The sequence below is a fragment of the Flaviaesturariibacter aridisoli genome, assembly GCF_004343705.1.
GTDB lineage: Bacteria > Bacteroidota > Bacteroidia > Chitinophagales > Chitinophagaceae > Flavisolibacter > Flavisolibacter aridisoli.
Genome location: NZ_SKFH01000002.1, coordinates 254,502 through 278,605, shown reverse-complemented (window position 1 = coordinate 278,605; position 24,104 = coordinate 254,502). Strand labels below are relative to the sequence as shown.

General features: G+C 59.7%; 19 protein-coding genes and 4 tRNA genes. 17 read left to right on the top strand and 6 right to left on the bottom strand.

The genetic code is table 11. The features are described 5' to 3' along the window. Positions 1-51: 51 nt before the first annotated feature. Positions 52-807 (top strand): hypothetical protein, encoded by a 756-nt coding sequence (locus E0486_RS02945; protein ID WP_131850641.1) that lies wholly within the window; start codon positions 52-54, stop codon positions 805-807. Between the two features lie 118 nt (positions 808-925). Here the strand turns inward: E0486_RS02945 and E0486_RS02940 are convergent, their stop codons facing one another. Further along, complete coding sequence (locus tag E0486_RS02940) at positions 926-1,597, bottom strand: hypothetical protein (protein ID WP_131850640.1); 672 nt, start codon at positions 1,595-1,597, stop codon at positions 926-928. 224 nt (positions 1,598-1,821) lie between these two features. Next, complete coding sequence (locus E0486_RS02935; protein ID WP_131850639.1) at positions 1,822-2,256, bottom strand: surface-adhesin E family protein; 435 nt, start codon at positions 2,254-2,256, stop codon at positions 1,822-1,824. Positions 2,257-2,842: 586 nt separating this feature from the next. Here E0486_RS02935 and E0486_RS02930 point away from each other — a divergent pair. The 3 genes from E0486_RS02930 to E0486_RS02920 all read left to right on the top strand — a co-directional run bounded on the left by E0486_RS02930 (position 2,843) and on the right by E0486_RS02920 (position 5,116). After that, on the top strand, positions 2,843-3,934 hold the full coding sequence (locus E0486_RS02930) for a serine hydrolase domain-containing protein (RefSeq protein ID WP_131850638.1): 1,092 nt from the start codon (positions 2,843-2,845) through the stop codon (positions 3,932-3,934). Between the two features lie 107 nt (positions 3,935-4,041). Beyond that, a complete protein-coding gene (locus E0486_RS02925; RefSeq protein ID WP_131850637.1) occupies positions 4,042-4,629 on the top strand; it encodes an NUDIX domain-containing protein in 588 nt (195 codons plus the stop codon). 130 nt (positions 4,630-4,759) lie between these two features. Beyond that, on the top strand, positions 4,760-5,116 hold the full coding sequence (locus E0486_RS02920) for a DUF4406 domain-containing protein (protein WP_207906188.1): 357 nt from the start codon (positions 4,760-4,762) through the stop codon (positions 5,114-5,116). A gap of 163 nt (positions 5,117-5,279) precedes the next feature. Here the strand turns inward: E0486_RS02920 and E0486_RS02915 are convergent, their stop codons facing one another. Together E0486_RS02915 and tyrS are read right to left on the bottom strand one after the other, a co-directional pair. Next, entirely contained in the window at positions 5,280-6,389 is a 1,110-nt protein-coding gene (locus E0486_RS02915; RefSeq protein ID WP_131850636.1) for a lactonase family protein, read from the bottom strand. Positions 6,390-6,406: 17 nt separating this feature from the next. After that, positions 6,407-7,681, bottom strand: a complete 1,275-nt coding sequence (gene tyrS, locus E0486_RS02910; RefSeq protein WP_131850635.1) for a tyrosine--tRNA ligase — start codon at positions 7,679-7,681, stop codon at positions 6,407-6,409. Between the two features lie 243 nt (positions 7,682-7,924). Between tyrS and E0486_RS02905 the strand changes: the two genes are divergently transcribed. From E0486_RS02905 to E0486_RS02880, 6 genes are all read left to right on the top strand, one after another. Continuing rightward, on the top strand, positions 7,925-9,034 hold the full coding sequence (locus tag E0486_RS02905) for a putative type IX sorting system protein PorV2 (RefSeq protein ID WP_131850634.1): 1,110 nt from the start codon (positions 7,925-7,927) through the stop codon (positions 9,032-9,034). 26 nt (positions 9,035-9,060) lie between these two features. Then, positions 9,061-14,118: a putative type IX secretion system sortase PorU2 gene (porU2, locus tag E0486_RS02900; protein ID WP_165917163.1), complete on the top strand. Its 5,058-nt coding sequence runs from the start codon at positions 9,061-9,063 to the stop codon at positions 14,116-14,118. A gap of 94 nt (positions 14,119-14,212) precedes the next feature. Further along, positions 14,213-15,013, top strand: coding sequence for a class I SAM-dependent methyltransferase (locus E0486_RS02895; RefSeq protein WP_131850632.1), 801 nt, complete (start codon positions 14,213-14,215; stop codon positions 15,011-15,013). Positions 15,014-15,082: 69 nt separating this feature from the next. Next, a complete protein-coding gene (gene hscA / locus E0486_RS02890; RefSeq protein ID WP_131850631.1) occupies positions 15,083-16,939 on the top strand; it encodes a Fe-S protein assembly chaperone HscA in 1,857 nt (618 codons plus the stop codon). Next, positions 16,939-18,354: a sulfatase-like hydrolase/transferase gene (locus E0486_RS02885; RefSeq protein ID WP_131850630.1), complete on the top strand. Its 1,416-nt coding sequence runs from the start codon at positions 16,939-16,941 to the stop codon at positions 18,352-18,354. Before hscA ends, E0486_RS02885 begins: the two co-directional genes overlap by 1 nt. 30 nt (positions 18,355-18,384) lie before the next feature. Further along, positions 18,385-19,614: an acyltransferase family protein gene (locus E0486_RS02880; RefSeq protein ID WP_131850629.1), complete on the top strand. Its 1,230-nt coding sequence runs from the start codon at positions 18,385-18,387 to the stop codon at positions 19,612-19,614. Here E0486_RS02880 and E0486_RS02875 read toward each other — a convergent pair. Both E0486_RS02875 and E0486_RS02870 read right to left on the bottom strand, forming a co-directional pair. After that, positions 19,511-20,650 carry a hypothetical protein gene (locus tag E0486_RS02875; RefSeq protein ID WP_131850628.1) on the bottom strand — a complete coding sequence of 380 codons (1,140 nt, stop codon included), beginning with the start codon at positions 20,648-20,650 and terminating at the stop codon, positions 19,511-19,513. The genes E0486_RS02880 and E0486_RS02875 overlap by 104 nt on opposite strands. After that, a complete protein-coding gene (locus tag E0486_RS02870) occupies positions 20,647-21,246 on the bottom strand; it encodes a riboflavin synthase (RefSeq protein ID WP_131850627.1) in 600 nt (199 codons plus the stop codon). The genes E0486_RS02875 and E0486_RS02870 overlap by 4 nt, the downstream gene beginning before the upstream one ends. 100 nt (positions 21,247-21,346) lie before the next feature. On the opposite strand from E0486_RS02870, the gene rpsU reads away from it, so the two are divergent. From rpsU to E0486_RS02835, 7 genes are all read left to right on the top strand, one after another. Next, positions 21,347-21,544 (top strand): 30S ribosomal protein S21, encoded by a 198-nt coding sequence (rpsU, locus tag E0486_RS02865; RefSeq protein WP_131850626.1) that lies wholly within the window; start codon positions 21,347-21,349, stop codon positions 21,542-21,544. Between the two features lie 64 nt (positions 21,545-21,608). Continuing rightward, on the top strand, positions 21,609-22,505 hold the full coding sequence (locus tag E0486_RS02860; protein ID WP_131850625.1) for a tyrosine-type recombinase/integrase: 897 nt from the start codon (positions 21,609-21,611) through the stop codon (positions 22,503-22,505). Positions 22,506-22,846: 341 nt separating this feature from the next. Beyond that, positions 22,847-23,146: a ribosome hibernation-promoting factor, HPF/YfiA family gene (hpf, locus tag E0486_RS02855; RefSeq protein WP_131850624.1), complete on the top strand. Its 300-nt coding sequence runs from the start codon at positions 22,847-22,849 to the stop codon at positions 23,144-23,146. A 315-nt stretch (positions 23,147-23,461) separates the two neighbouring features. Continuing rightward, positions 23,462-23,534: transfer RNA gene (locus tag E0486_RS02850), tRNA-Thr, on the top strand. An 11-nt stretch (positions 23,535-23,545) separates the two neighbouring features. Continuing rightward, positions 23,546-23,627, top strand: a tRNA-Tyr gene (locus tag E0486_RS02845). A 132-nt stretch (positions 23,628-23,759) separates the two neighbouring features. Continuing rightward, positions 23,760-23,832: transfer RNA gene (locus tag E0486_RS02840), tRNA-Gly, on the top strand. Positions 23,833-23,905: 73 nt separating this feature from the next. After that, positions 23,906-23,977 (top strand) — tRNA-Thr (locus tag E0486_RS02835). Positions 23,978-24,104 lie beyond the last annotated feature (127 nt).

Sequence of the window (24,104 nt, the reverse complement as noted above, 5' to 3'; positions counted from 1 at the left end):
ATACAGAAGGGGCGCCGGGCCGGAAGGTCCGGCGTCCTTATTTTTACAGCAATGAAACGAATCCTGTTGCTCCTCCTGCTGCTGTCCGGAATGACCACTTTCGCGCAGCAACCGCCGCTGACCGGCACCTGGACCTTCAACTACCTTATCGACACGGCGGGCCGTGAGCGCGAAGACCTCCGCGAAGCTTCCGCGCTGTTTGCCGACCTGTATTTCCGGTTTGATACGAGCGGCCGCTTCCGGGCCTTCCTGATGAAAACGAAAATGGAAGGTGACTGGAGCTATGCGCCCGCCACCGGCACGATCCGCATGCAGATGGACGGTACCACCACGCCCCATGAAGCCCGCGTGCTGCGTCTCACCGACAGCAGCCTGCTGCTGCGCATGGACCGCAAGGGCGGCTATGCCCTGCGCCGCAGCACCGGAATCAGCGACAGCAGCGAAGCACCCGCGCCGCCTCCGCCGCCGCCTCCTTCGGTGTCCGCCACCAAAGCGCAGGTAGCCAAACGCTGGTACTTTCTGCGCCGCGAGGTGCCGGGCCGCAGCGAAGAACAGATCCGCCTCCTCAGCGAGCTGGTGGCCGGCTCCTACCTCGAATTCCGCCCCGACGGCGGCTACAAGGGAAAGATCGGGAAGCTCGAAGTTGACGGCCGCTGGTCCTTCGGCGAAGGGAACCACACGATCGTGGTCAGCGTCGACGGCGAGCAGCAGATGTGGACCATCAGCAGCTTCTCCGCCACTAGCCTTGTGCTGATCAAAGGCAGCCGCGAGGTATGGAAATTCTCGGTGAGGCCGCCCGCGAAATAGTTGGGACGTTACCGGATAATCCCATCCCATTTAGGTTCGAAACATGGTTATCCCCAGGGAATGCAAAAAAAAGACAAAGCCGCCCATCGGGCGGCTTTGTCTTTACCAGGGAAACGGCTTACGCTCCGCCTTCAGCCGAAGGCTTGCGCCCGCCCGGACGGTCGATGATGACGCGGGTTGTGAAATACGCTTTCTTGAATTCTTCGTTGTCCAGCAGGCCTTCCACTTCATCGTCGAGGCGGGTCAGCAGTTCCCGCAATCGGGCAAAGAGGCCATCTAGGTCGCCGGTAGCGCTTACGCGGTGCGCCACCAGTTCGTCGCGCTGGCCGCGTAGGCTTTCAAAGGTGGCGATGCCCGCGTCGATGGCTTCCACCAGGGCATCGTTGATGCGGTAGGTATCGTTGGGAACGAGGGCCCGGACCGCATCGCGCACCTGGCGGTGGCGCTGCAGCACCTCTTCTTCGGCGCCCCGCTTGAGGTCAGACACGCTTTGATTCACAATCGCCAGGAGGCCGAGATCCCCCTTCTTCCGGGCAAGGGCGGAGCCGCGGCGGCAGGCCACATGCGTGACGTCGGCCAACTGCTCCAGCGCCTTGTCTTTGTCGGCCGTCGCGCCGGTGCTGTCTTTGGACTGCACATCGCCGCCGGAGCGGATTTGCCGGATCGTTTCGTCGATTTCCACTTTCGTTTCGGCAACAGGGTCGCAGGTGCGCCATTCACCGGCATGGGCTTCCAGGTGGTTGACGACTTTGCGTGCGGATTCGAGGAGATTGAGGTCGGTTTGTTCCATATAGCAGTAGCGTTTAGTGTGGTAGTAAGGTAAAAAATTTTTCGGAAAAAGAAAATACGAACATTTTTTCGGGCCGCTTAGGATGGTTGGCAAATGGCGAAAAGCAATTACAATCGAGCCGAAAATCAGGTCTGAACGAAACACCTAGTAGCGCCTTTTACGTTGGCCGGATTTCATGCCCTGATGGCTGGAAAGAAAAACCCCGGCTGAGCGCCGGGGTTTAATTATTGAATGTTTGTACAAAACCAATTCAAACGATTACTGCCACGTGTATCCGGAATCGTTTCATTCCACTCCGCGCTTTCTCCAAAATCAAAAGTTTCTAAAGACTTTCCATCATTATCATACAAAATACTTTTCAGCAATCGCGAGCTGTTTGTAGAGCAATTAAACTGCATTTTGTCGATGGAATAAGAGTATCTGGTGGGGATGGTAGAGCTCGCGCCAAATACCTTTCTAAGGCTCTTTCTTTCTTCAATCAAAGCCGTGCCTGTCTGTTTTGTTTTTATCCAGACTGTAATAACAGATCCCTCGCGACTTGAACGTTCTGTGTTATATGAACTTGTTGTTTCTGAATCATAATCATAGACAGTCCAGCTGGATTGAGCGGAAGCAAATAATGAGACAATTGTAAAGAGTACAGTTAGTATAGGTTTCATAGCGCCAAAATAAAGGAATATTTCGTGATCAGCTCCGGGAGGATAGGGGCAAATTGAACCATTCTTGCGCGCGAGGATTCTTGATAATTTATCAAAAGCTTTCTGCCATCGGACGCCAGGGTTTCTACAGCGCGCCCAGACGGAAAAATCATGCATATTGCGCCGCGCTCGGAGTGCGTGCAATCGATCACTGAAGTCTACGGAACGAGAACAGGCGGAACTGGACCAACGACGCGGAGTAGCAGAACTGCCTCCGGAACAGACAGAACAACAATACAGCTTGGCAAATCAACACCTGGGGCATGTGGAACAAATGCTGGAGGGAGCGGATCAAAGTCCGGTGACGACAGATCAAAAACCAGAGCGCGCAGAACAAGCCCTATAGCACACAAAACAATCTCCCGACCTGACAGAACATCATCCCGGCCTGACAGGACAGCATAGTGGCCATCCGCGCTGAGAATCATCGGGTTACGCTTATTTTCGGTGCTGCTCCTTGCGAACTGTTCCTTGTATTTTCACCGTCCCAGGGCGCTCCCGGTTAAACATCCGCCTTATCTTCCCGGTCTATCCCAAAACTTCCTGCATGAAGCGCCTCCTCCCGCTCCTCCTGTTCCCCGTTTTCTTTTCCTGTAAAAAGAAGGATACGACCGCCGATCCCGTCACGCCGCCACCCGCCCCGCCAACGACCCTGTATTTCCCGCCCTCCGGCAACTCCTGGGAAACCGTTTCACCCACCGCTTTGGGCTGGAATGTAGCCGCGCTCGACACGCTCGCGCCCTGGCTGCAGTCGAAGAACACAAAGGCCTTCCTCATCCTGAAGAACGGCCGCATCGCCTACGAAAAATATTTCGGAACGTTCACCGCCGACTCCAACTGGTATTGGGCCTCGGCGGGCAAAACAGCCACCGCGCTGCTCACGGGCATCGCGGTCGGCGAAGGCCGCATCGACATCGCAAACAAAGTGTCGCAATACATCGGCACCGGCTGGACGTCGGCACCGCTTGCCAAGGAAAACGCCATCACCGTGCGTCACCTGCTCACGATGACCTCGGGGCTCGACGACGGCGTTCCGGATAACGACTGCACCACCCCGGCCTGCCTGCAATACAAGGCCGACGCGGGTACCCGCTGGGCCTACCACAACGGCGCGCATACGAAGTTGCACAACGTCGTGGAAAGCGCCACTGGCCAGACCTACAACGCCTACTTTGCCGCGAAGGTGCGCGACCGCATCGGGATGAACGGGCTTTGGGTAGCGGGTGGCTACAACGAGATCTACTACAGCACCCCGCGCAGTGCCGCGCGCTTCGGACTCCTGCTTTACAACAAAGGGAACTGGAATGGAACGGCGCTCGTGAGCGAAGGTTGGTGGAACACGCAGGTGGCCACGTCGCAGAACCTGAACCTCTCGTACGGCTACCTCACCTGGCTCAATGGAAAGGCCAGCGCAATGGTGCCCGGCTCGCAGGTCGTGTTCCCGGTATCGCTGATCCCCAATGCCCCGGCCGACCTCTTCGCCGCCCTCGGCAAGAACGACCAGAAGATCTACGTGTCGCGCGCGCAGGGACTGGTCGTTATACGGATGGGCGATTCGGCCGGCACACCCGCGCTCGCGTCTTCCGGCTTCGACAACGAGGTTTGGGCGAAGCTGCGCACGGTCATCGGCGGCTGGTGACCCACTCCAGCCCATCCCCAACCCTTCCCGAAGGGAAGGGAGTTCATGAAACCTCCAGCGCTTCGCACTTGTGGGATTGCCCTTAACTTACCGCGACAAATGAATCCATGAAGGAACGCATCCGCAACATCAGCACCGAGGTGCTGTCGAAGGGCTGGTCTACCCTGAGCACGATCTCGTTCGACTACCGGCGCCGCGACGGCAGCTGGGAGCGGCAGCAGCGTGAGGCCTACGACCACGGCAACGGCGCCGCCATCCTTTTGTACCATCCCGGCAAAGGCACCGTGCTGCTTACCCGCCAGTTCCGGATGGTCACGTACCTCTATGGCAACCCGGAAGGGATGCTATGGGAAGTGCCGGCCGGGTTGCTCGACGAGGAACACCCCGACGAGGGCATCCGCCGCGAAACCGAAGAAGAAACCGGCTACCGGCCCGGGGCGATCCGCCCGCTTTTTTCGGCCTATATGTCGCCGGGCTCGCTCACCGAACTGGTCCATTTCTATGCCGCTGAATACGACGACACGATGAAGACGGCAGAAGGCGGCGGCGTCGCTCACGAGCAGGAAGAGATCGAGGTGGTCGAGCTGCCTTTTGCAAAAGCCCTGAAGATGATCAACAGCGGGGAAATACGGGACGGCAAAACCATCATGCTGTTGCAATGGGCCGCCCTCAATGGTGTGATGAGTAATGAGTAATCAGCAATGAGTAATACGCTTCGGCTGCGCCCGCCCGGACGGTCGGGCTAACCGTTACGAACATATCATACGTTGGCAGGTCCCTGTTACCAATAGACCAATAAACCAATAGACCAATAAACCTTCTCCCATGATGATTTTAGTCGCCGGCCCCTACCGCTCCGGCACCAACGACGAGCCCGAAAAGATCCACGCCAACGTGCAGGCCATGACCGATTGCGCGCTGCGCCTTTACCGCCGCGGGCACCTGCCCGTGCTGGGCGAATGGTTTGCGCTTCCCCTCATCGAAGCAGCCGGCTCCCAACAGGTCGGCGACGATGCCTTCAACGAGATCTTTCATCCCGTGGCCATCCGCCTTATAGGGCATTGCGATGCCGTGCTCCGCATCGGCGGCCCCTCGGCCGGCGCCGACGAAATGGTGGCGCAGGGACGCGCGCAGGGCAAAAAGATATTCCTGTCGGAAGATGATATTCCCGATGGAGTTTGAACCGCCCTCCGCGGTTATAATCCCCGGATCATCCGGAACGGGTCCCCACGCAGTGGCGATGCCTTCCGGTTCATCCGGAATGAATCCCCACGGCGTGGCGGTCGCATCCGGACCATCCGGTCAATTGATTAACCGGTCAATCAATTGACCGGTTAACTGATTATTAGTTTCCCCACTTCAAACATACCGGGCCCGGCACCGAGATGCTCTTACCGGTATCCGTCAGCAGGCCCGTGGCCTTATCCACTTTGAAGATCGTGATGCGGTCGCTGTCCTGGTTGGCGGCGAGCAGCCAGTTCCCCGAGGGGTCGAGCGTGAAGTTGCGCGGCACGGCGCCGCCGGTGGGCTGTGTGCCTGCGAGCGTGAGGGTGCCGGTCTTTTCATCGATGCGGAAGATGGCGATGTGGTTGGTCGGGGCGCGGTTGGAGGCATAGAGGAAAGCCCCGTCGGGCGACACGTGGATGTCGGCGCTGTGCGGCGCGCTGCTGCTGCCGGCGGGCAGGAGGCTGATCTCCTGCAGCGGTGCCAGCTTGCCGCCGTTGAAGGTGGCTGCCGTGACGGTGCCGCTCAGCTCCTGGAGGATATAGACCCAATCCTTTTTGGGGTGAAACACGATGTGCCGCGGGCCGGAGCCGGCGCTGAGGCGGATGGACTTCTTCGTTTCCGTCAGCCGGTGCTTGCCCGGCGCAAAGCGGTAGGTCTTTACCGAGTCGGTGCCGAGGTCGGCTACGAGCAGGTAGTCCTCGCCGGGACTGAGCACGGTGCTGTGCACGTGGGGCGCTCCCTGGCGCTGCGTGTTGGGCCCGGACCCGGCGTACTGGAACACCTGCTCGGCGGGCGCGAGGCCGCCGTCGGGCGCCACGGGAAAAAGGGCCATCGTGCCGCCGCTGTAGTTGCCCACGATCACGTTCTTGCCCTTGCGGTCGGTGGTTACGTAGCAGGGATCATCGCCTTCGGAAGACACCTGGTTGATGAGAGTCAGCTGGCCCTTGCGCACGCGGTAGGCGCCCACGGCGCCCTTGCCCTTGCCCTGCTCGCTGACGGCGTACAGGAACCGTCCGTCGGCGCTGGGAGCGAGGTAGGAGGGGTTCACGGCGATCATCGTGTCGAGGAGCGTCGCTTCCTGCGTGGCCCCGTCGAAGCGGTACACGAAGATGCCGGCGCGGCCGGGCGTGCGGGTGTAGGTGCCCACGAAAAGGGTCTGCGGCTTTTGGGCGGCGGCGCTCAGCGAAGCCAGCAGCGCCAGGCCCAGGAAACGAAGGGAGCGGTTCATGCCGCGAAGCTACTAACTCAGCAGCGCACGAGGTAGACGTTCTTCTTGCCTTTGTTGACCAGCAGGTATTTACCATGCAGCAGGAGGGAGGCGTTCACCTGGAGGGCCACGTCGCCCACCTTCGTCCGGTTGAGGCTCACGCCGCCGCCCTGCACCATCTTGCGTGCTTCGCCCTTGCTGGGGAAGATGCCGGTTTCGGCGAGGAAGCTCACTACGTCGACACCCGTTTCGACCTGGCCGCGCTCGTAGTCGATCTTCACGATACCCTCGAGGCTTTCGAGGTCGTCGGCGCTGAGGCTTTCGGCGGGCGCGCTGGCGTTGGCAAACAGTTTCTTCGTCGTTTCGAGTGCTTTACCGAGCTCGTCGCGGCCGTGCACAAATACGGTCAGTTCTTCGGCGAGGCGTTTTTGCAGGACGCGCTTAGCGGCGTCGGCACGATGTTCGGCAATGAGCCCGTCGATCGTAGCCTGGTCGAGGAAGGTGAAGATCCTGATCCAGTTTTCCGCATCGGCGTCGGAGGCGTTGAGCCAGAACTGGTAGAACTGGTAGGGCGTCGTTTTTTCCGCGTCGAGCCACACGTTGCCGCCTTCGCTCTTGCCGAACTTGGTGCCGTCGGCTTTTTTGATGAGGGGGCAGGTAAACGCGAAGGCTTCGCCGCCCGCTTTGCGGCGCACCAGCTCGGTACCTGTGGTGATATTGCCCCACTGGTCGGAGCCGCCGGCCTGCACCTTGCAGTTTTTATTTTTATAGAGCCAGTAAAAATCGTAGCCCTGAATGAGCTGGTAGGTAAACTCGGTGAACGAAATGCCCGAGTCGCCCTCGAGGCGCTTGCGCACGGAGTCTTTCGCCATCATGTAGTTGACGGAAATGTGCTTGCCCACGTCGCGGATAAAGCCGAGGAAGTCGAGGCCTTTGAACCAGTCGTAGTTATTTACGAGCTCGGCGCTGTTGGCACCGGTGCCCGAAAAGTCGAGGAAGCGGGCGAGCTGGGCCTTGATCCCGGCTACGTTTTTGTCGAGGGTGGCTTCGTCGAGCAGGTTACGCTCGGCGCTTTTGCCCGAGGGGTCGCCTACCATCCCGGTGGCGCCGCCCACGAGGGCCACGGGCTTGTGGCCGGCGCGCTGCAGGTGCACCAGCAGGAGGATGGGCACCAGCGACCCGATGTGGAGTGAGTCGGAGGTGGGGTCGAAGCCGATATAGACGGCCGTGGGTTCTTTCTGCAGTTGTTCTTCCGTACCCGGCATGATGTCCTGGATCATACCCCGCCAGCGCAATTCCTCGATGAGATTCATGCGGCAAAAATAGGGGTTCAAGGGGTTCAGGAGGTTTAGTGAGTCGTAGGCCCATTAACTACAAACTATAAACTACAAACTACAAACTCCCGCACCCGGGCATGCCGTTTGTTTCATACTACCGAGCTTTTGAAAGCCTTCGCCTAAGGGTTTGCCTTATCCGCACCGAAAAGAAGTACATTTGACCGTAACTTTTCCCTGGAAGAGCTTTCCAAAACTATTGAAGACCCGTAAACTGTCCGAATGAATCCCTTCCGTATGCTGCTGGGCGGCGCCCTGTTCCTGTCCCTGAACGCCGGTGCGCAGTTCCGCAAATACTCCAATGAATTCCTCAATATCGGGGTCGGTGCCCGCGGCCTGGCCATGGGCAGCGCCCAGGTGGCCTCCGTGAGCGACGGCACCGCCGGCTATTGGAACCCGGCCGGCCTGGCCCACGTGCAGCACACCAACATCAACGCCATGCACGCCGAGTATTTCTCGGGCATCGGCAAGTTCGACTACGCCTCGGTGGCGCTCCCCATGCAGGGCGGCAAGCGCACCTTCGGGTTCACGGCCCTCCGCTTCGGCGTCGACGACATCCCCAACACGCTGTTCCTGGTGGAGCCCGACGGCAGCATCAACTACAACAACATCAAGTCCTTTTCCTCGGCCGACTACGCCTTCCTCCTTTCGGTGGCCCAGAAGCTGAAGGACCGCGGCAACCGCAAGCTGCAGTTCGGCGTCAACGCCAAGGTGATCCACCGCTCGGTGGGTTCCTTCGCCAAGGCCTGGGGCTTCGGCATCGACGCCGGCCTCCAGATGCAGGTAAAGAAATGGCGCTTCGGTATCGCCGGCCGCGACCTTACCACCACCTTCAACACCTGGTCGTTCCATTTCACCGACCGCGAAAAGGAAGCCCTCTACCTCACCAACAACGACATCCCCGTGCGCTCCACCGAGCTTACCGCACCGCGCGTGGTGCTGGGCTTCGGCCGCGAGTTCGCCCTGGGCAAGAAGGTCGGCCTGCTCGCCGAGGCGAACCTGGACCTCACCTTCGACGGGCAGCGCAACACCGTCATCTCTTCCAGCGCCGTCAACGTCGACCCGCGCATCGGCCTCGAGGCGAACATCAATAAAGTGGTCTTCCTCCGTGCCGGGGTGAACAACTTCCAGCAGGCGCTCTCCGATAAGGACACGACCAATCAAAAGAAGGTGTGGATCTACCAGCCGAGCCTCGGCGCCGGCTTCAAGCTCCAGAACGTGCGTATCGACTACGCCTTTACCAACCTGGCCAACCAGAGCAGCGCCCTGTACACCCACGTGTTCTCGCTGCAGCTGGACCTGTTTAACGACAAGAAGAAAAAACCGAACTAATCCATATCCGCCTAAACTGCATGACCATGAAGAAAGTTCTACTGGGTTTACTGCTGCTCCTGGGGCTGTCGGCCTTCGGACAATCGTATTACAACGAGTGGATCGATTATAGCAAAACCTATTACAAGTTCAAGGTCGGCGCCAACGGCCTTTACCGCATTCCGCAGGCAACGCTGCAGGCCGCCGGCCTCGGCGGCGCGCCCGCGCAGCAGTTCCAGCTGTGGCGCAACGGCCGGGAAGTGCCCCTGTATACCTCGGTGGCCAGCGGCTCCCTCGGCGCCGCCGACTTCATCGAGTTCTGGGGCGAAATGAACGACGGCCTCGCCGACACGCTGCTGTACCGCCAGCACGAATACCAGCTGTCGCGCAAGTGGAGCCTGGAGACCGATACGGCCGCCTACTTCCTGACCATCAATGCAGGTCCCAACCGGCGCCTTGCCAGCACGCCCAACAACGTGGCCGGCACCACGCTCACGCCGGAACCCTACTTCCTCTATACCACGGGCCGCTGGTTCAAAGACCAGATCTCCAACGGGTACGCCGTCAACGTCAACGAGTACATGTATTCGTCCACCTACGACATTGCAGAGGGCTGGACCTCCGCCAACATCGGCACCAACGGCAGCCTCGCCTTTGCCCTTTCCAACCTCTTTCCCTACCTCGGCAGCGCTCCTTCGCCCAAGCTGCTGATGGCCCTGTCGGGCAACGCCACCAACCCGCGCAGCTACCGCGTCAACCTCAATGGCGACAGCCTGATGGGCAACCCGGTGAACTTTTTCAACGACGTGATCGACAGCACCACGTTCGCCATCAGCCGCATTGCCTCGGGCGCGGCCGACGTGCGGGTGACCAACGTGACGACCTATCCCAGCGACCGCCTCGTGATCCACCGCTGTGAGCTTACCTACCCGCGCCTGTTCAACTTCGGCGGTGCCACGACCTTTGACTTTACGATGCCCGCGAGCGCTACGGGGCAATACCTCCAGATCACCAACTTCTCGGCCGGTGGCAGCGCCCCCGTGCTGTACGACCTGACCAACGATCTCCGCCTCGTGGGCGTTGCCGGCGGTGCAGCGGGTGAATACCGCTTCGTGCTTCCGCCGTCGTCCGACGAACGCAAGCTGGTGCTCGTGCGCGGCGACGGTACCGGCTTCAACGTCGTGACCGGCCTGCAAACACGCAGCTTCACCAACTACGCCCTGGCGCAGAATGCCGGCGACTACCTTATCATCACCCACCCGACGTTGACGGCCGGCGCCAACGGCAGCAACCCGGTGGAAGACTACCGTACCTACCGCCGTTCCGCCGATGGTGGCGATTACGACGCCAAAGTTTATTTCACCGAAGACCTCATTGACCAGTTCGCCTTCGGCATCAAGATGCACCCGCTGGGCATCGCCAACTTCATCCGCTACGCGCGCAACCAGTTCCCGGCACAGGTGAAGGGCGTGTTCATCATCGGCAAAGGCGTTGTGTACAACCAGGCGCGCGTGGGGGAGAACAACCCGCAGGTATACCAGCTGAACCTCGTGCCCACCTGGGGCTACCCCGCCTCCGACAACCTGCTCACCGCCGATCTCGGCTCGAGCCGCCCGCGCGTGCCCATCGGCCGCCTGTCGGTCATCTGGCCCTACGAGGTGGCCAACTACCTCGCCAAGGTGAAGCAGTTCGAGGCCGCCCAGCGCTTCCAGTCGCCGCTCATTGCCGACAAGGCCTGGATGAAGAACGTGGTACACCTGGCCGGCTCCACGGAGCCTGCCCTCCTCGGCACGCTCTCCGTATACCTCGACCAGCTGAAGCAGCTCATTTCCGACACGCTCTTCGGCGGCAAGGTGACCACCTTTATCAAGAACAGCCCCAACACGATCGAGCAGATCAACAACGGGGAGCTGGACCGCCTGTTTGCCGAAGGCATCTCGCTGATCACGTACTTCGGGCACTCCGCCTCCAGCCACCTCGAATACAACCTCAACAACCCCGACCAGTACAACAACCCCGGCAAGTACCCGCTGTTCATGGCCCTGGGTTGCAACGTGGGCAACGTATACAACCTGAACCCGACGCGCCTCAACGCGCTTGAGACGATCTCGGAGCAGTATACCCTGGCCCCCAACCGCGGCTCCATCGGCTTTATCGCATCGAGCCACTTCGGCATCACCGATTACCTGCAGAACCTGTCGCGGCCCCTGTACGCCAACCTCAGCTCGCGGATGTACGGCCAGACGATCGGCGCCATCATGAACCAGTCGATCGGCGATATGTTCGACGTGTATACCGAAGGCGACTTTTACGCACGCGCCACGGCCGAGGAATCGAACCTTAACGGAGACCCCGTGCTGCGGCTCAACCCGCACGACAAGCCCGATTACGTGATCGAAGACCCGCTGGTGCGGGTGACGCCCGGCTTCGTATCGGTGGCCAGCGACTCCTTCCACGTAACCGCCCAATTCATCAACATGGGCCGCGCGATCGATCACCCGGTGGTGGTGGAAGTAAAGCGCGAATTCCCGAACAACACGACGCCCGCCTTCATCTACCGCGATACGCTGCCCGCGATCCGCTACCTTGATTCGATCGGTATCAACCTGGCCATCGACCCGAACCGCGACAAAGGCCTCAACCGCATCACGGTCACGGTCGACCCCGACAACGAGATCCCCGAGAAATTCGAGACCAACAACAGCGTTTCCAAAGACGTATTCATCTACGAAGACGAAGCGCGTCCCGTATTTCCCTACAACTTCGCCATCGTCAACAATCCCAACGTGAAGCTGATCGCGTCGACGGCCAACCCGTTTGCCGTTACGCGCAACTACCGCATGGAGCTGGATACGACGCAGCTGTTCAACTCGCCGTCCAAAGTATCGACCAGCCTCACCGCTCCCGGCGGCGTGCTCGAGTTCAACCCTTCGGTGAACTTCCAGAACGACCGGGTCTATTACTGGCGGGTGGCGGAGATCCCGGTCAGCGGCAACCCGAACTGGACGAACTCTTCGTTCCTGTTCAAATCCGGCACCGACACGGGTTTCAACCAGTCGCATTACTTCCAGGCCATTCAAAGCCAGTATGTCCGGGAACGCCTCGATTCGGCCACCCGCACGTACCGCTACACCGCGGCCCAGCACGAGATCTACATCCGCAACTGCGTGTTCCCCGAAGCATCGACGCAGGCGGGCGACGTGGTGGTGAACATCGACGGCGATTCCTATATCCGGAACTTCTGCGTGTACGGCTTTGCCGTCAACGTGTTCGACAAGGAAACCTTCCGGCCCTGGGTGAACGTCAACGGCGCCTATGGCTCCGCGCCGGCGGCCTCCTGCTACCTGCCCTTCCGCAAATACAACTACCAGTTCAGCAACGACACCTCCGGTCGCCGCAAGATGGCGGCCATGCTGCAGGCGATCCCCGACGGCAATTACGTGGTGGTGCGCAGTGTGCCGCGCCCCAGCGGCGCCCCCGATGACTTCGCCCCCGTATGGCGCCAGGACGAAGCGATCTACGGTCCCAACACGCTGTACAACGAGCTCGTGCGCCGCGGCTTCACGCTCATCGACTCGGTGAACCGCGCCCGTGCCTTTGCCTTCGTTTATAAGAAAGGTGATCCGTCGTTCACACCCGCGCAGGGTATGACCCTCGGCCGCTTCGATGTGATGAGCATGAGCGTGCTGGTGAATGCCTCCGACTCGGTGGGCACGGTCACGAGCCCGCAGTTCGGTCCCGCCACCGCCTGGAAGCGCCTGCAGTGGAGCGGGCACTCGCTCGAAACGCCGAGTACCGACACGGTTTCGCTGTCGCTCCTGGGTGTGGGTATCAACGGCAGTGTAGACACGCTGCTGCGCGGCATCCGCCCTGCTCAGAACGACATTGACATTTCCGGCTTCAGCGCGGCTACCTATCCGTACATGCGCCTGCACCTGAACAACCGCGACACGAGCCGCTTTACGCCCTGGCAGCTCGATTACTGGCGCCTGTATTATTCCCCGCGCGCCGAGGGCGCCGTGGCGCCGAACCTGTTGTTCAGCATGCGCGACACCTTCGAGGTGGGCGAGCCCGTCGAGTTCCGCCTCGCCTTTAAGAATGTGAGCGAAGCGCACTTCGACAGCCTGCTGGTGAAAGCCGTGGTGACCGACCAGAACAACCGCGCGACGGTGCTGCCCCTGGGCCGCTACAAGCCGCTCGTAGCCGGCGACACGGTGCAGGTACGCTTCCCGATCGATACCCGCCGCCTCGTAGGCGCCAACACGCTCTACGTTGATATCAACCCCGACAACGACCAGCCGGAGCTGTATCACTTCAACAATTTTATCTACAAGAACTTCTTCGTGCGCGGCGACTCGCTCAACCCGTTGCTCGACGTGACCTTCGACAACCGGCACATCCTCAACGACGACATCGTGGCGGCGAAGCCGGCGATTGATATCCGCCTGAAGGACGAGGCCAAATGGCGCCTGCTTGACGATACCTCGCTGGTATCGGTGCAGGTGACCGGCCCGCTCGATAACGACAATGTGCCCCCGGTAACGCATACCTATACCTTCGACAATGACACGCTCCGCTTTGAGCCCGCCGCTTCCGGCGCCAACAACGAAGCCACGGTACGCTTCCGGCCTTACTTCCCCGACGACGGCACCTACCAGCTGACCGTATCGGGTAAGGACAAGAGCGGCAACGGAGCCGGGCGGATGGAATACAAAGTAGGCTTCCAGGTAATCAACACGCCGATGATCTCCAACATGCTCAACTACCCGAACCCCTTCACCACGTCTACGGCCTTCGTGTTCACCCTCACGGGGTCCGAGGTGCCGCAGAACATCCGCATCCAGGTGCTGACCGTGACGGGCAAGGTGGTGCGCGAGATCACGAAAGAAGAACTGGGCCCGCTGCACATCGGAACCAACATCACCGAGTTCAAGTGGGACGGCACCGACCAGTATGGTCAGAAGCTGGCCAACGGCGTATATCTCTACCGCGTCATCACCAACCTCAACGGCCGCTCGCTCGACAAGTTTACCAACAAGTCGAAGAACGAGAAGACCGACAAGTACTTCAACAACGGTTATGGAAAGATGTACCTGATGCGCTAAGCGCAGGTCGAACGAAAGCGAAAGCAGCTGCCGGAAGGTGGCTGCTTTTTTCTTTTCCGTATCCGGATTAATCGGCACATTTGCCCTTCGCACTATGGTGAAAAGCCTCTTCCTGCGCAGCATGCGCGCCGCCGGGCTCATGCCCCTGGTTGACCGGCTCTGGTTCGGCTTCAACCGCCTGCGCTTCCGGGGCCGCAACGCCCGGTTCCGCGCCACCCATCCGGGCATTGCGCTGCCGCCCGATTACATGCTCTATGAATCCTACCGCATGGACCAGGAGCTGTATTTCACCGACGGGCAGGCTACGGCCCGCTGGGTGACGGAGCAATTGTCGGCCTACGCGCCGCTGGATGGCGCCCGCCTGCTCGACTGGGGCTGCGGGCCCGCCCGCGTATTGCGCCACCTGCCGGACCTGCTGCCGGGCGCCCGCCTCGCCGGCTCCGACTATAACGGGGCGACCATCGACTGGTGCCGCACGCATATTCCCGGTATCGATTTCCGCCGCAACGGCGTGCTGCCGCCGCTCGCATTTGAAGACGCCACCTTCGATGCGGCCTACGCACTGTCGGTGCTCACCCACCTGTCGGAAGAAGGCCATGCAGCATGGCTCAACGAACTCCACCGCGTGCTGAGTGCCGGCGGATTGCTGTTGCTGACCACGCACGGCGCCGCCTTTGAGCAAAAGCTGACAGCAGGCGAGCGGGCCCTATTTCAAAACGGATCCATCGTGGTGCACGCCGTGGAAAAGGAAGGCCACCGCAGTTATGCGGCCTTTCAGCCGAAGGCATTCATGGAAACTCTTTTTTCCCGCAACTGGCAGGTGCTCAACTTTGCAGCCGGGAAAATACACGACTGGGGCCCTGAACAGGACACCTGGATCGTTCGGAAACAATAGTGATGGGCACGCGTAGAACAAGCCTTACCCATAAACTAATTAACCAATAGACCAATTAACGTCTCCCTCATGGCGAAGATCAGCATCAATCTTACAACCGGTACCCTGCAGCAGGAGGAAATGATCGTGGGCATCGACCTGGGCACCACCAACAGCCTTATCGCCATCATTCACCCTGAGACCGGCAAGCCTACCGTGCTCCGCGAGTTCGACAACTCCCGCCTCGTGCCTTCGATCGTACACTTCGGTCCGGGGGGATCCGTGTCGGTGGGTGACTATGCCCGGCAATACCTCGTTACGGAGCCGCAGAACACCATATTTTCGGTAAAGCGCCTCATGGGTAAATCCTACAACGACGTGGCCGATGCCGCCCGGTATTTTACCTACAACGTCATTGACGATGGCAGCGACAACCTCGTAAAAGTCGAGGTGAATGGCAAGTTTTATACACCCATCGAGTTGTCGTCGCTGATCCTGAAGGCACTGAAGGAACGCGCTGAGCATATCTTGAAAACACCCGTCAACAAGGCAGTGATCACGGTGCCGGCCTACTTCAACGACGCCCAGCGCCAGGCCACCCGCGACGCCGGGCGCCTTGCCGGCCTCGATGTGCTGCGCATCGTCAACGAACCCACGGCGGCTTCGCTGGCCTACGGCATCGGTCTCAACCGCGACGAGGAAAAAGTGGTGGCCGTATACGACCTCGGCGGCGGCACCTTCGACATCTCCGTGCTGCGCATCGCCGGCGGTGTCTTTGAGGTGCTGTCTACCCATGGCGACACCTACCTCGGCGGCGACGACTTCGACCGCGCCATCCTGCACCATTGGATGGGCGAAGCGGGTATCAGCGAAGAGCAGCTCGCTGCCGACAAGTCGCTCGCGCAGCAGTTGCGCCTGTCGGCTGAAGAAGCCAAGAAGAGCCTTGGAAAGCAGGACCCGTTTTCGACAATGATCGGCGACCGTGAGCTGACCCTCACGCGGGTGCAATTTGAAGGGCTCATTACCCCGTTGGTGGAACGCACGATAACCTCCTGCCGGCAGGCACTTGCTGATGCCGAACTGACCACTGCCGACATCCAGGAAGTGGTGCTCGTGGGCGGCTCCACGCGGGTGCCGCTGGTGAAGGAATCCGTGGCGAGCTTCTTCGGCCGCGCCGTGCACGACGAAGTGGATCCCGACGAAGTGGTCGCCCTCGGCGCCGCCATCCAGGCCGATATCCTCGCCGGCAAGAACAAGGATCTGCTCCTGCTCGACGTTACACCGCTGTCGCTCGGCATCGAAACAATGGGCGGGCTCATGGACGTGCTCATCCCGCGCAACGCTAAAATTCCAACCAAGGCGGGCCGCCAGTATACGACGCAGAAAGACGGACAGAGCGGTATGCGGATCTCCGTGTACCAGGGGGAGCGCGACCTTGTGCAGGACAACCGCAAGCTGGCCGAATTCAACCTCACGGGCATCCCCGCAATGCCCGCGGGCCTTCCGAAAGTAGACGTGTCTTTCCTCATCAACGCCGACGGCATCCTGCTCGTAACGGCCCGCGAGCTGCGCTCCGGCGCCGAGCAATCGGTGGAAGTGCGGCCGCAGTATGGGCTCACCGACAGCGAGGTGGAAAGCATGCTGCTCGATTCACTGCAGCACGCCAAAAGCGATATGCAAACACGCGCGCTCGTGGAAGCGCAGACCGAGGCACGGCAGCTGCTCGATACGACCGATAACTTCTTGAGAAAGAATGAAGGCTTCGTTACGCCCGTAGAACTACAGGAAACGAAAGCGGCGATGCAGGAGCTCGAAGGCCTGATCGCTTCGGGCGACAAAGACAGCCTCCATGCCGGTATTGAAAAGCTTAACGGCATCTCGCGCCCCTATGCCGAACGGCTTATGGACAACGCCATCGGCCAGGCCATGAAAGGTAAAAAGATCTGATGACACGCCGCGTTTCGCCATTGGCACCAGTGGTCGTGTTCGGGCTCCCGCTCTTTTTTGTGGGCCACGGCTTTGCGCAATATTTCCGGTTTGTGCCGGCATTGAGCGCCGCGGGACTACTGCTGAAATACGAGCTGGCCGCCGCCCTTCTGTGGGCCCTGTTCAGCTGGCGGTTGGGCGCGATACGAGGTGCATTGGCGGCAACGGCCACGCTGGCCTTTTACTTTTTTTTCGGTGCTTTCCGCGATGCACTCGGCTCCACTTTTCTATCGCGCTACAGCCTGCAGCTACCACTCTGGCTGGGTGCCTGGCTGCTCCTGCTCTGGTGGCTGCGGCGCCGGGGCGGAAGGAGCGGGCTGCGCTACCTGGCGCTCCTGCTGGGGGTGCTGTTGCTGGTAGACGCGGTGTCGATTGCTCGGCAGGCGCTCCGCAAGCCCGAACTGGCTGCGATGCCCACCCCCACAGTGGGCGGCCGCCCGGATGTCTACTTCCTCCTGCTCGACGGCTACGCCGGGCTTGACCAGCTGCAGGCCGACTTCGGTTTCGACAACGGCCCTTTTCTCGACAGCCTTCGCAGCCTGGGCTTTAAGGTACAGCCACACAGCCGCTCCAATTACGAGGACACCCCCTTTTCGATGGCCTCGCTGTTTCAGATGGATTACCTCGGGCTCGAGCGCTACAACTACACCGATGCCCACCTGAATTACTGCTACGAGCGAATCTACGACAACCCCGTGCTGCGCCGCTTTCGCAGCGCCGGCTACCGCGTGTTCAACCATTCGATATTCGACCTGAAGGGCGCGCCGGCGCCGATCGAAAACACCCTGCTGGTATCGGGCGCCTCCCTCATCAGCAGCGGCACGCTCGGCGCCCGCGTGTACCGCGACCTGTACGCCAACCTGCTGATGACGCGCTTTCCGCAAAGTGCAGCCAACCGCCGCTTCCAGCTCCGTGCGCTGGAGCTGAACGAAGACATCGCCCGCCGCACCCTCGACGTGGCGGCGCAGCGCACCGCGGAGCCCCGCTTCGTGTATACGCACTTCGAGATGCCGCACGCCCCGTATTACTACAAGGCCAACGGCACCCTCAACCCGCTCAGCACCATGCCCGGCAGCCTCGACCGCAAGGATCTTTACCTGGGCTACCTGCAATACTGCAACCGGTATATACTACGATTTATCCGATCGCTGCAGGCCCGGTCGGCGCGGCCTCCGGTGATCCTGCTGCTGAGCGATCACGGGTTCCGCTACGTGCCCGACTACCGCTACCACCACTCGAGCCTGGCAGCCATATCCATCCCGGGAAGCAACTATGCGGGTTATACCGACACCGTCTCGCACGTCAACCAGTTCCCGCTCCTGTTTCACCACTTGTTCGGCGACAGCCTCGTCCTTAAGCCGCACCGCTCGTATTGACGGGGCGGTTGCGGAAAATGTGTTTTCTTTATGCCCATGCCCCAGCGTGACTTCGACGGCTTTTACGGGCTTCGCTACTTGTGCATACTGGTGATCCTGGTGGCCCACCTGTTCATGACCGATTGCGACTTCGGGCATTGCCACAGCGGCTACGGATACCTGCAGTCGCTGGGCAACGTGGCGCTCCAGTTCTTCTTTGTGGCGAGCGCTTTCCTGATCACTTTTTTGCTGCTGGCCGAGGAGCGCAAGCTGGGCCGGCTGAGCATCCGCAACTTCTTCCTGCGCCGCATCCTGCGCATCTGGCCGGCCTACTTCGTGCTCCTGCTGATCGTTTGGGGCTTCATCAACCGCGTTGAATTCTTCCGGATCCCGCACGTGACCGCCTCGTTCTTCAGTAATGACCCTACCCGCTGCTACGGGCTCTACTTCGCGTTCCTGCCGCATATCGTTCCGTTTTACCACGCGATGGTGCCCTACCTGCACCACACGTATACCATCGGCATCGAGGAACAATTCTATTTCCTCTGGGGTTTTCTGTTCCTGTTGATGCGGCGACGCCGGCAGTGGCTGTTTTTGCTGATGGCCATCGGTGTCCCGCTGCTGGGCGTCCTTCAGGGAGCGCTTTATGCCGCCAACCCGGGATTGAACCGCTCAGGAACAGTGCTCGCGTACAGCCTGAAGGCGGTGACCTACCTGCAATACAGCCGCCTTTCGACATTCGCCATCGGTTCTTTTCTGGGCTACTCGTATTTCTACGGGCATGCCTGGATCCGGCATTTCCGGAAGACCGGTGTGCAACTGCTGCTGTATGGCGTATTGCTGCTGTTTCTGCTCACCGGCGTGGTGGTGCCGGTGCTCCACCTGGAACTGCTGGCGCTGCTGGCGGGAGCGCTGATGCTGGTAGCCTCCTTCCCGGCGCAAAGCCTGCTGCGCTACAACAACCGGGTGCTGGTGTACCTGGGGCATCGCTCGTACGGTATTTACCTGTTTCACATCGTGGCGCTGGTGCTGGCAATCCGTACCGTAGAAATACTGCCGGTGTCGGGTACATTTCGTTTCGGGCTGTTGCTGCTGCTGGCCGTGGGGTACGCCACGGCATTGGGCTGCCTGTCGTATGCCCTCGTGGAAAAGCCCTTTCTCCGTCTCAAGGATCGCTTCAAGCGGGTTGACCCGGGGCAGGCCGTGGCCGAAGCCACCGCCAGCACTGGTGCAAACCAAACGCCGCCAGGGCAAAAACCGGAACCAGCACGGGCATCGTAAAGCGGCCGTGCCAGTCGTCGCACTGGAAGGTGACCGCCAGCGGGTACAGGAGAAGCAGCGCCACGAGGTAGGAATAGGGGCGCTTCCAGCGGCGGGCGGCCTGCCAAAATCCCACAAAAAAGAAAGCATATACCGGCACCAGGAAAGCCACCAGCGCAGCGTTGTGGACCCTTGAGTACCAGGGGCGCGTCTGGCTGAAGAACGACCAAAGGCGCTGCGTCATCAGGCGGGCGAAGTGACCGGGATTGTGTACGACGTAATAGCCGATGTCGCGCAGGCCGTTGTCGTAGTGCCGGAGGTCGAGGCGGGCGCCTTCGGGCTGCTGCGGCACGAAGCACACGACGTGCTCCTCCACAAACGGCTTCATAGCGTCCATGTCTTCTCCGCCATGGAAGATCCGGTTAATGACCACCAGCATGAGCCCGGCAAACAGGAAGGAGAGGCCCCAGGCCACCCAGCGGTCGGTGCGGCTGCGGTAGCGGGCGAGCAGCAGGAATAGGAAGACGGGTGGAATGAACAGCACGCCGAAAGGCCGTGTAAACAGGAGCACAGCCAGTAGTACGAACAGGGGCAGCACCTGCCGGGCCCGCAGGAGCTCCAGGCAGGCAATCCGGTAGTACAACAGCATCGCCCCACTAAAAAACAGCGACTCCGAATAGAGGTAGAAGTCCCAGGAAAAGTAGGGGAGGAAGAGGCAGAGCAGAACGCCCGCGATCAGCGCCGCCGGCCTGCCGAAGAGGCGTTCCGTGCCGCCGTAAAACAGGAAGAGCGAGGCCAGCGAAAGGGCCGTTTGCACCCCGACTACGAAGGAGTAGCCCAGGCTGAATTTTTGCGCAACTGCAATCAGGTAGATGATCGGCAGGTAATAGTAATATTTGGGCGAACCCGGGAAACTGCCCTTCAGGACGAGGTCGGCCTGGCGGATGTATTTTTCGGCTTCGAGGGCCGTCACGATGCCCGTGGCGCGGTAGAGCAGCACGGGCGTCACCGCAAACAGGCCCGCCAGCAGCAGCGCGTCGCGCTGCCGTGGGCTCATCGGCCTTCGTTTTTCAGCACGGCGCGGCGCTGCAGGTATTTACCCAGCAGGTCGAACTCGAGGTTCACCAGCGAGCCTTCGTGGAGCAGGTGGAGGTTGGTGTGGGTATAGGTATAGGGGATCACCGCCACCGTAAAATGCTTTTTGCGGACGTTGAAAACGGTCAGGCTGACGCCATTTAGGGCGATGGAACCTTTCTCGATGACCAGGGGGGCAAACGCTTTCGGGAACCAGAAGCGCATCTCCCAGGAGCCGCCGCGGTCGTCGATGACCTCGCAGATACCCGTACTGTCCACGTGGCCTTGCACAAAGTGCCCGTCGAGGCGGCTGGAGGGGAGGAGGGAGCGTTCCAGGTTGACCAGGGCTCCGGGCCCCCATTCGTGGAGGTTGGTCTTTTCGAGCGTTTCCGGCACAGCCGTTACGCGGTAGTGGTCGCCCCGCACCTCTTCCACGGTGAGGCAAACGCCGTTGTGGGAGAGGCTTTGGTCTACTTTCAGCTCGGCGGCCAAGGCCGACTGGAGCCAAAAGGTCTTGTTCTGACCCCGCTGGGCCACTTCCCGCACGGTGCCGAAAGCTTCGATGATGCCGGTAAACATGGCGCAAACTTCGTGTTTTTGCAATTTATTTTGGACGGTAACTCCAAAAGGGGCTATCTTCGCACTCCGAAATTAAAAAACACTAAAGGAGGTATAACGCATGTTAATCATCGATTCTAAAGACTGCGAGAACATCGACAAGGCCCTGAAGAAGTACAAGAAGAAATTCGAAAAGGCCAAGATCTTATTGCAGCTTCGGGAGCGCCAGGCTTTCATCAAGCCGTCGATCCGTCGTCGCGGCCAGGTGCTGAAGGCTGTCTATAAGCAACAGATTGCCAGCGGCAAGATCGACGCTTAATACCTCGATAGTATTCAGATAATTCATAGCTGCAGGGTTTCGTACCTTGCAGCTATTCTTTTTTATGCCCGTAGCCCACCCCCAGCTCCAGCCTTTCCTGGATTACCTCAAGTTCGAGAAGCGCTACTCGCGGCATACCGTGCTTTCGTACGAAAACGACCTGACCGGTTTCTTCGACTTCCTGGAGCTCCAGTTCGGCGCCGTGTCGCTTCCCGGGATCACCCACAGCTTTATCCGCAGCTGGCTGGCAGCGCTGAAAGACGCCGGCCTCAGCGCCAAGACCCTCAACCGCAAGATCTCCGCCCTCCGCTCCTTTTTCAAATACGGCCTCAAAACCGGCTTGCTGACTCAAAGCCCGATGGTCAAGGTGGTAGCACCCAAAAACGAAAAGCGGCTCCCGCAGTTCGTGGCCGACAAAGACATCCGCACCCTGTTCGACTACGTCGAATTCCCCGACTCATTCCGGGGGCGCACGGAGCGGCTCGCTCTCGAGCTGTTCTACCAGACCGGCATGCGTCTCAGCGAGCTCACGGGCCTGAAGGAGAGCGCCGTCCATGCCGCGACGGGTGCGCTCAAGGTACTGGGCAAGGGCAACAAGGAGCGCATCATCCCCGTGGGCAATGTCCTGCTGGCCCACATCGCTGCCTACCTCGACGAGAAAAAGACCCGCGACGGCGCCGACCGCGGCGTACTGCTGGTGAGCGAAAAAGGCAAGCCCCTGCAGGCGCGGGCCGTATACACGTTCGTGAAAAAATACCTGAGCCTGGTGACCACCATCGACAAGCGTAGCCCGCACGTGCTGCGCCATACTTTCGCCACGCACCTTACCGGCGCCGGCGCGGAGCTCAACGCCGTCAAGGAGCTGCTGGGCCACAGCTCGCTCGCCGCCACGCAGGTGTATACCCACAATACCATCGAAAAGCTGCGGCAGGTGCACCAGAATTTCCACCCCAAGGGGTAGGCGGCTGCCGGAAAACATTCCTTTCAGCCAACTATCCACAGCAAGCCGGCCGGTGTGGCACGCTACCCGGTGCTGTTGCGGCGGCACGGACAGGTGCAAACGATTCCGGCGGTGGACGGATCTTCTAATTCATTCGGATTCAATTCAGCGGGCCCTCTGGCTCCGCGGTTGTTTGAGGGCGCTTCGGTCACAAACCTGTTAAAAGTTTACCGAAGAGCTGATTTTTTTCACGGGCAAATGCGTTCCGGTCCCCTGCTTTTCCCCTAACTTCATGGCAAGCCCTTCGGGGCCATGATCCCCAAGTTCTTTTACTTATTGTTTCATCGTTAAATACAGATTCTATGAACCTTCACATCCAAACGGTGCACTTTGATGCAGATCAGAAATTGATCGAGTTCGTAAAGGCCAAGATCGCCAAGCTGCCGCAGTTTCATGATCGCATCATCAAAGTGGATGTCTTTCTGAAACTGGACAACGTGGTCCATACGATAAAAGACAAGGTTGCCGAGATCCGGGTGCATGTTCCTAAAGCCGACTTTTTCGTGAAGGCCACCAGTAAGTCGTTCGAGGCATCTTTCGACGAAGCCTTCGACTCGGTGGTGAATCAGATAAAGCGCAAAAAAGAAAAGCTCGCTGCTTAACCCCCCAGCCAAAAAATTTCAGAGACCTCCTTCGGGAGGTCTTTTTTTTGCCCGTCAGCCGCAGCGCGGCAGGGGCGTAGCGCCGGGTAAAACCGCGCTGCGCCAAGCCTTCGGGCGGGTAAACGGCAGAACGCTTCCGATCCTACTTAAAAACACTAAACTTTTTTTATGCTTTTTTTTGTGGAATGGTGAATTCCGTTACCTTTGCCATCCCGAAAACAAGGGGAGTTCTTTAAAACTAGTTCGCTGAGTGTCAACGCGTCTCCGAGCGGCTGAAGGGCTACCGGATTGCATCACCTGCGATCGAGGTAATAAGCCGCTTTAGCTCAGTTGGTAGAGCAACTGATTTGTAATCAGTAGGTCGTTGGTTCGACTCCGACAAGCGGCTCCTAGTAAATCGGGCAGGTTCCAGAGCGGCCAAATGGGGCGGACTGTAAATCCGCTGTCTTCGACTTCAGAGGTTCGAATCCTCTCCTGCCCACGTCTCTCCGCCGTAGCTTCAGCGAAGGCGGACACAAATCTAAGATGTCAGATCTTTGATTTCAGATCTTTGGATAATCGACGGTGGAAGAAGCAGATCCTACATCTGTAATCCGACATCCGAGATTGAATTGCGGGAGTAGCTCATTTGGTAGAGCGATAGCCTTCCAAGCTATAGGTGGCGAGTTCGAGCCTCGTCTCCCGCTCTAAGACGGGGAGGCCGCGAACACGGCGCATCCCGACTTTTTCAGGAAAACCCCCTGGGGTGGAACTGAGCAAGCCGTTGTAGCTCAGGGGTAGAGCACTTCCTTGGTAAGGAAGAGGTCGTGAGTTCAATTCTCATCAACGGCTCACCAAAACTAGCCTGGTGTCACAGCCGGGTCGATGAAATGGGGCGGAACAGTTTCCCCGGAAACTGCGGGCGCCGCGCGTATATCCCTTCCTCTGGCTAAGAGCGAAGGTTTTTTTGGAATCGAAA

Excerpts from the sequence above, each read along its gene's own strand:
- E0486_RS02945 (WP_131850641.1), top strand. The coding sequence starts at position 52 with ATGAAACGAATCCTGTTGCTCCTCCTGCTGCTGTCCGGAATGACCACT.
- E0486_RS02940 (WP_131850640.1), bottom strand. The coding sequence starts at position 1,597 with ATGGAACAAACCGACCTCAATCTCCTCGAATCCGCACGCAAAGTCGTC.
- E0486_RS02935 (WP_131850639.1), bottom strand. The coding sequence starts at position 2,256 with ATGAAACCTATACTAACTGTACTCTTTACAATTGTCTCATTATTTGCT.
- E0486_RS02930 (WP_131850638.1), top strand. The coding sequence starts at position 2,843 with ATGAAGCGCCTCCTCCCGCTCCTCCTGTTCCCCGTTTTCTTTTCCTGT.
- E0486_RS02925 (WP_131850637.1), top strand. The coding sequence starts at position 4,042 with ATGAAGGAACGCATCCGCAACATCAGCACCGAGGTGCTGTCGAAGGGC.
- E0486_RS02920 (WP_207906188.1), top strand. The coding sequence starts at position 4,760 with ATGATGATTTTAGTCGCCGGCCCCTACCGCTCCGGCACCAACGACGAG.
- E0486_RS02915 (WP_131850636.1), bottom strand. The coding sequence starts at position 6,389 with ATGAACCGCTCCCTTCGTTTCCTGGGCCTGGCGCTGCTGGCTTCGCTG.
- tyrS (WP_131850635.1), bottom strand. The coding sequence starts at position 7,681 with ATGAATCTCATCGAGGAATTGCGCTGGCGGGGTATGATCCAGGACATC.
- E0486_RS02905 (WP_131850634.1), top strand. The coding sequence starts at position 7,925 with ATGAATCCCTTCCGTATGCTGCTGGGCGGCGCCCTGTTCCTGTCCCTG.
- porU2 (WP_165917163.1), top strand. The coding sequence starts at position 9,061 with ATGAAGAAAGTTCTACTGGGTTTACTGCTGCTCCTGGGGCTGTCGGCC.
- E0486_RS02895 (WP_131850632.1), top strand. The coding sequence starts at position 14,213 with ATGGTGAAAAGCCTCTTCCTGCGCAGCATGCGCGCCGCCGGGCTCATG.
- hscA (WP_131850631.1), top strand. The coding sequence starts at position 15,083 with ATGGCGAAGATCAGCATCAATCTTACAACCGGTACCCTGCAGCAGGAG.
- E0486_RS02885 (WP_131850630.1), top strand. The coding sequence starts at position 16,939 with ATGACACGCCGCGTTTCGCCATTGGCACCAGTGGTCGTGTTCGGGCTC.
- E0486_RS02880 (WP_131850629.1), top strand. The coding sequence starts at position 18,385 with ATGCCCATGCCCCAGCGTGACTTCGACGGCTTTTACGGGCTTCGCTAC.
- E0486_RS02875 (WP_131850628.1), bottom strand. The coding sequence starts at position 20,650 with ATGAGCCCACGGCAGCGCGACGCGCTGCTGCTGGCGGGCCTGTTTGCG.
- E0486_RS02870 (WP_131850627.1), bottom strand. The coding sequence starts at position 21,246 with ATGTTTACCGGCATCATCGAAGCTTTCGGCACCGTGCGGGAAGTGGCC.
- rpsU (WP_131850626.1), top strand. The coding sequence starts at position 21,347 with ATGTTAATCATCGATTCTAAAGACTGCGAGAACATCGACAAGGCCCTG.
- E0486_RS02860 (WP_131850625.1), top strand. The coding sequence starts at position 21,609 with ATGCCCGTAGCCCACCCCCAGCTCCAGCCTTTCCTGGATTACCTCAAG.
- hpf (WP_131850624.1), top strand. The coding sequence starts at position 22,847 with ATGAACCTTCACATCCAAACGGTGCACTTTGATGCAGATCAGAAATTG.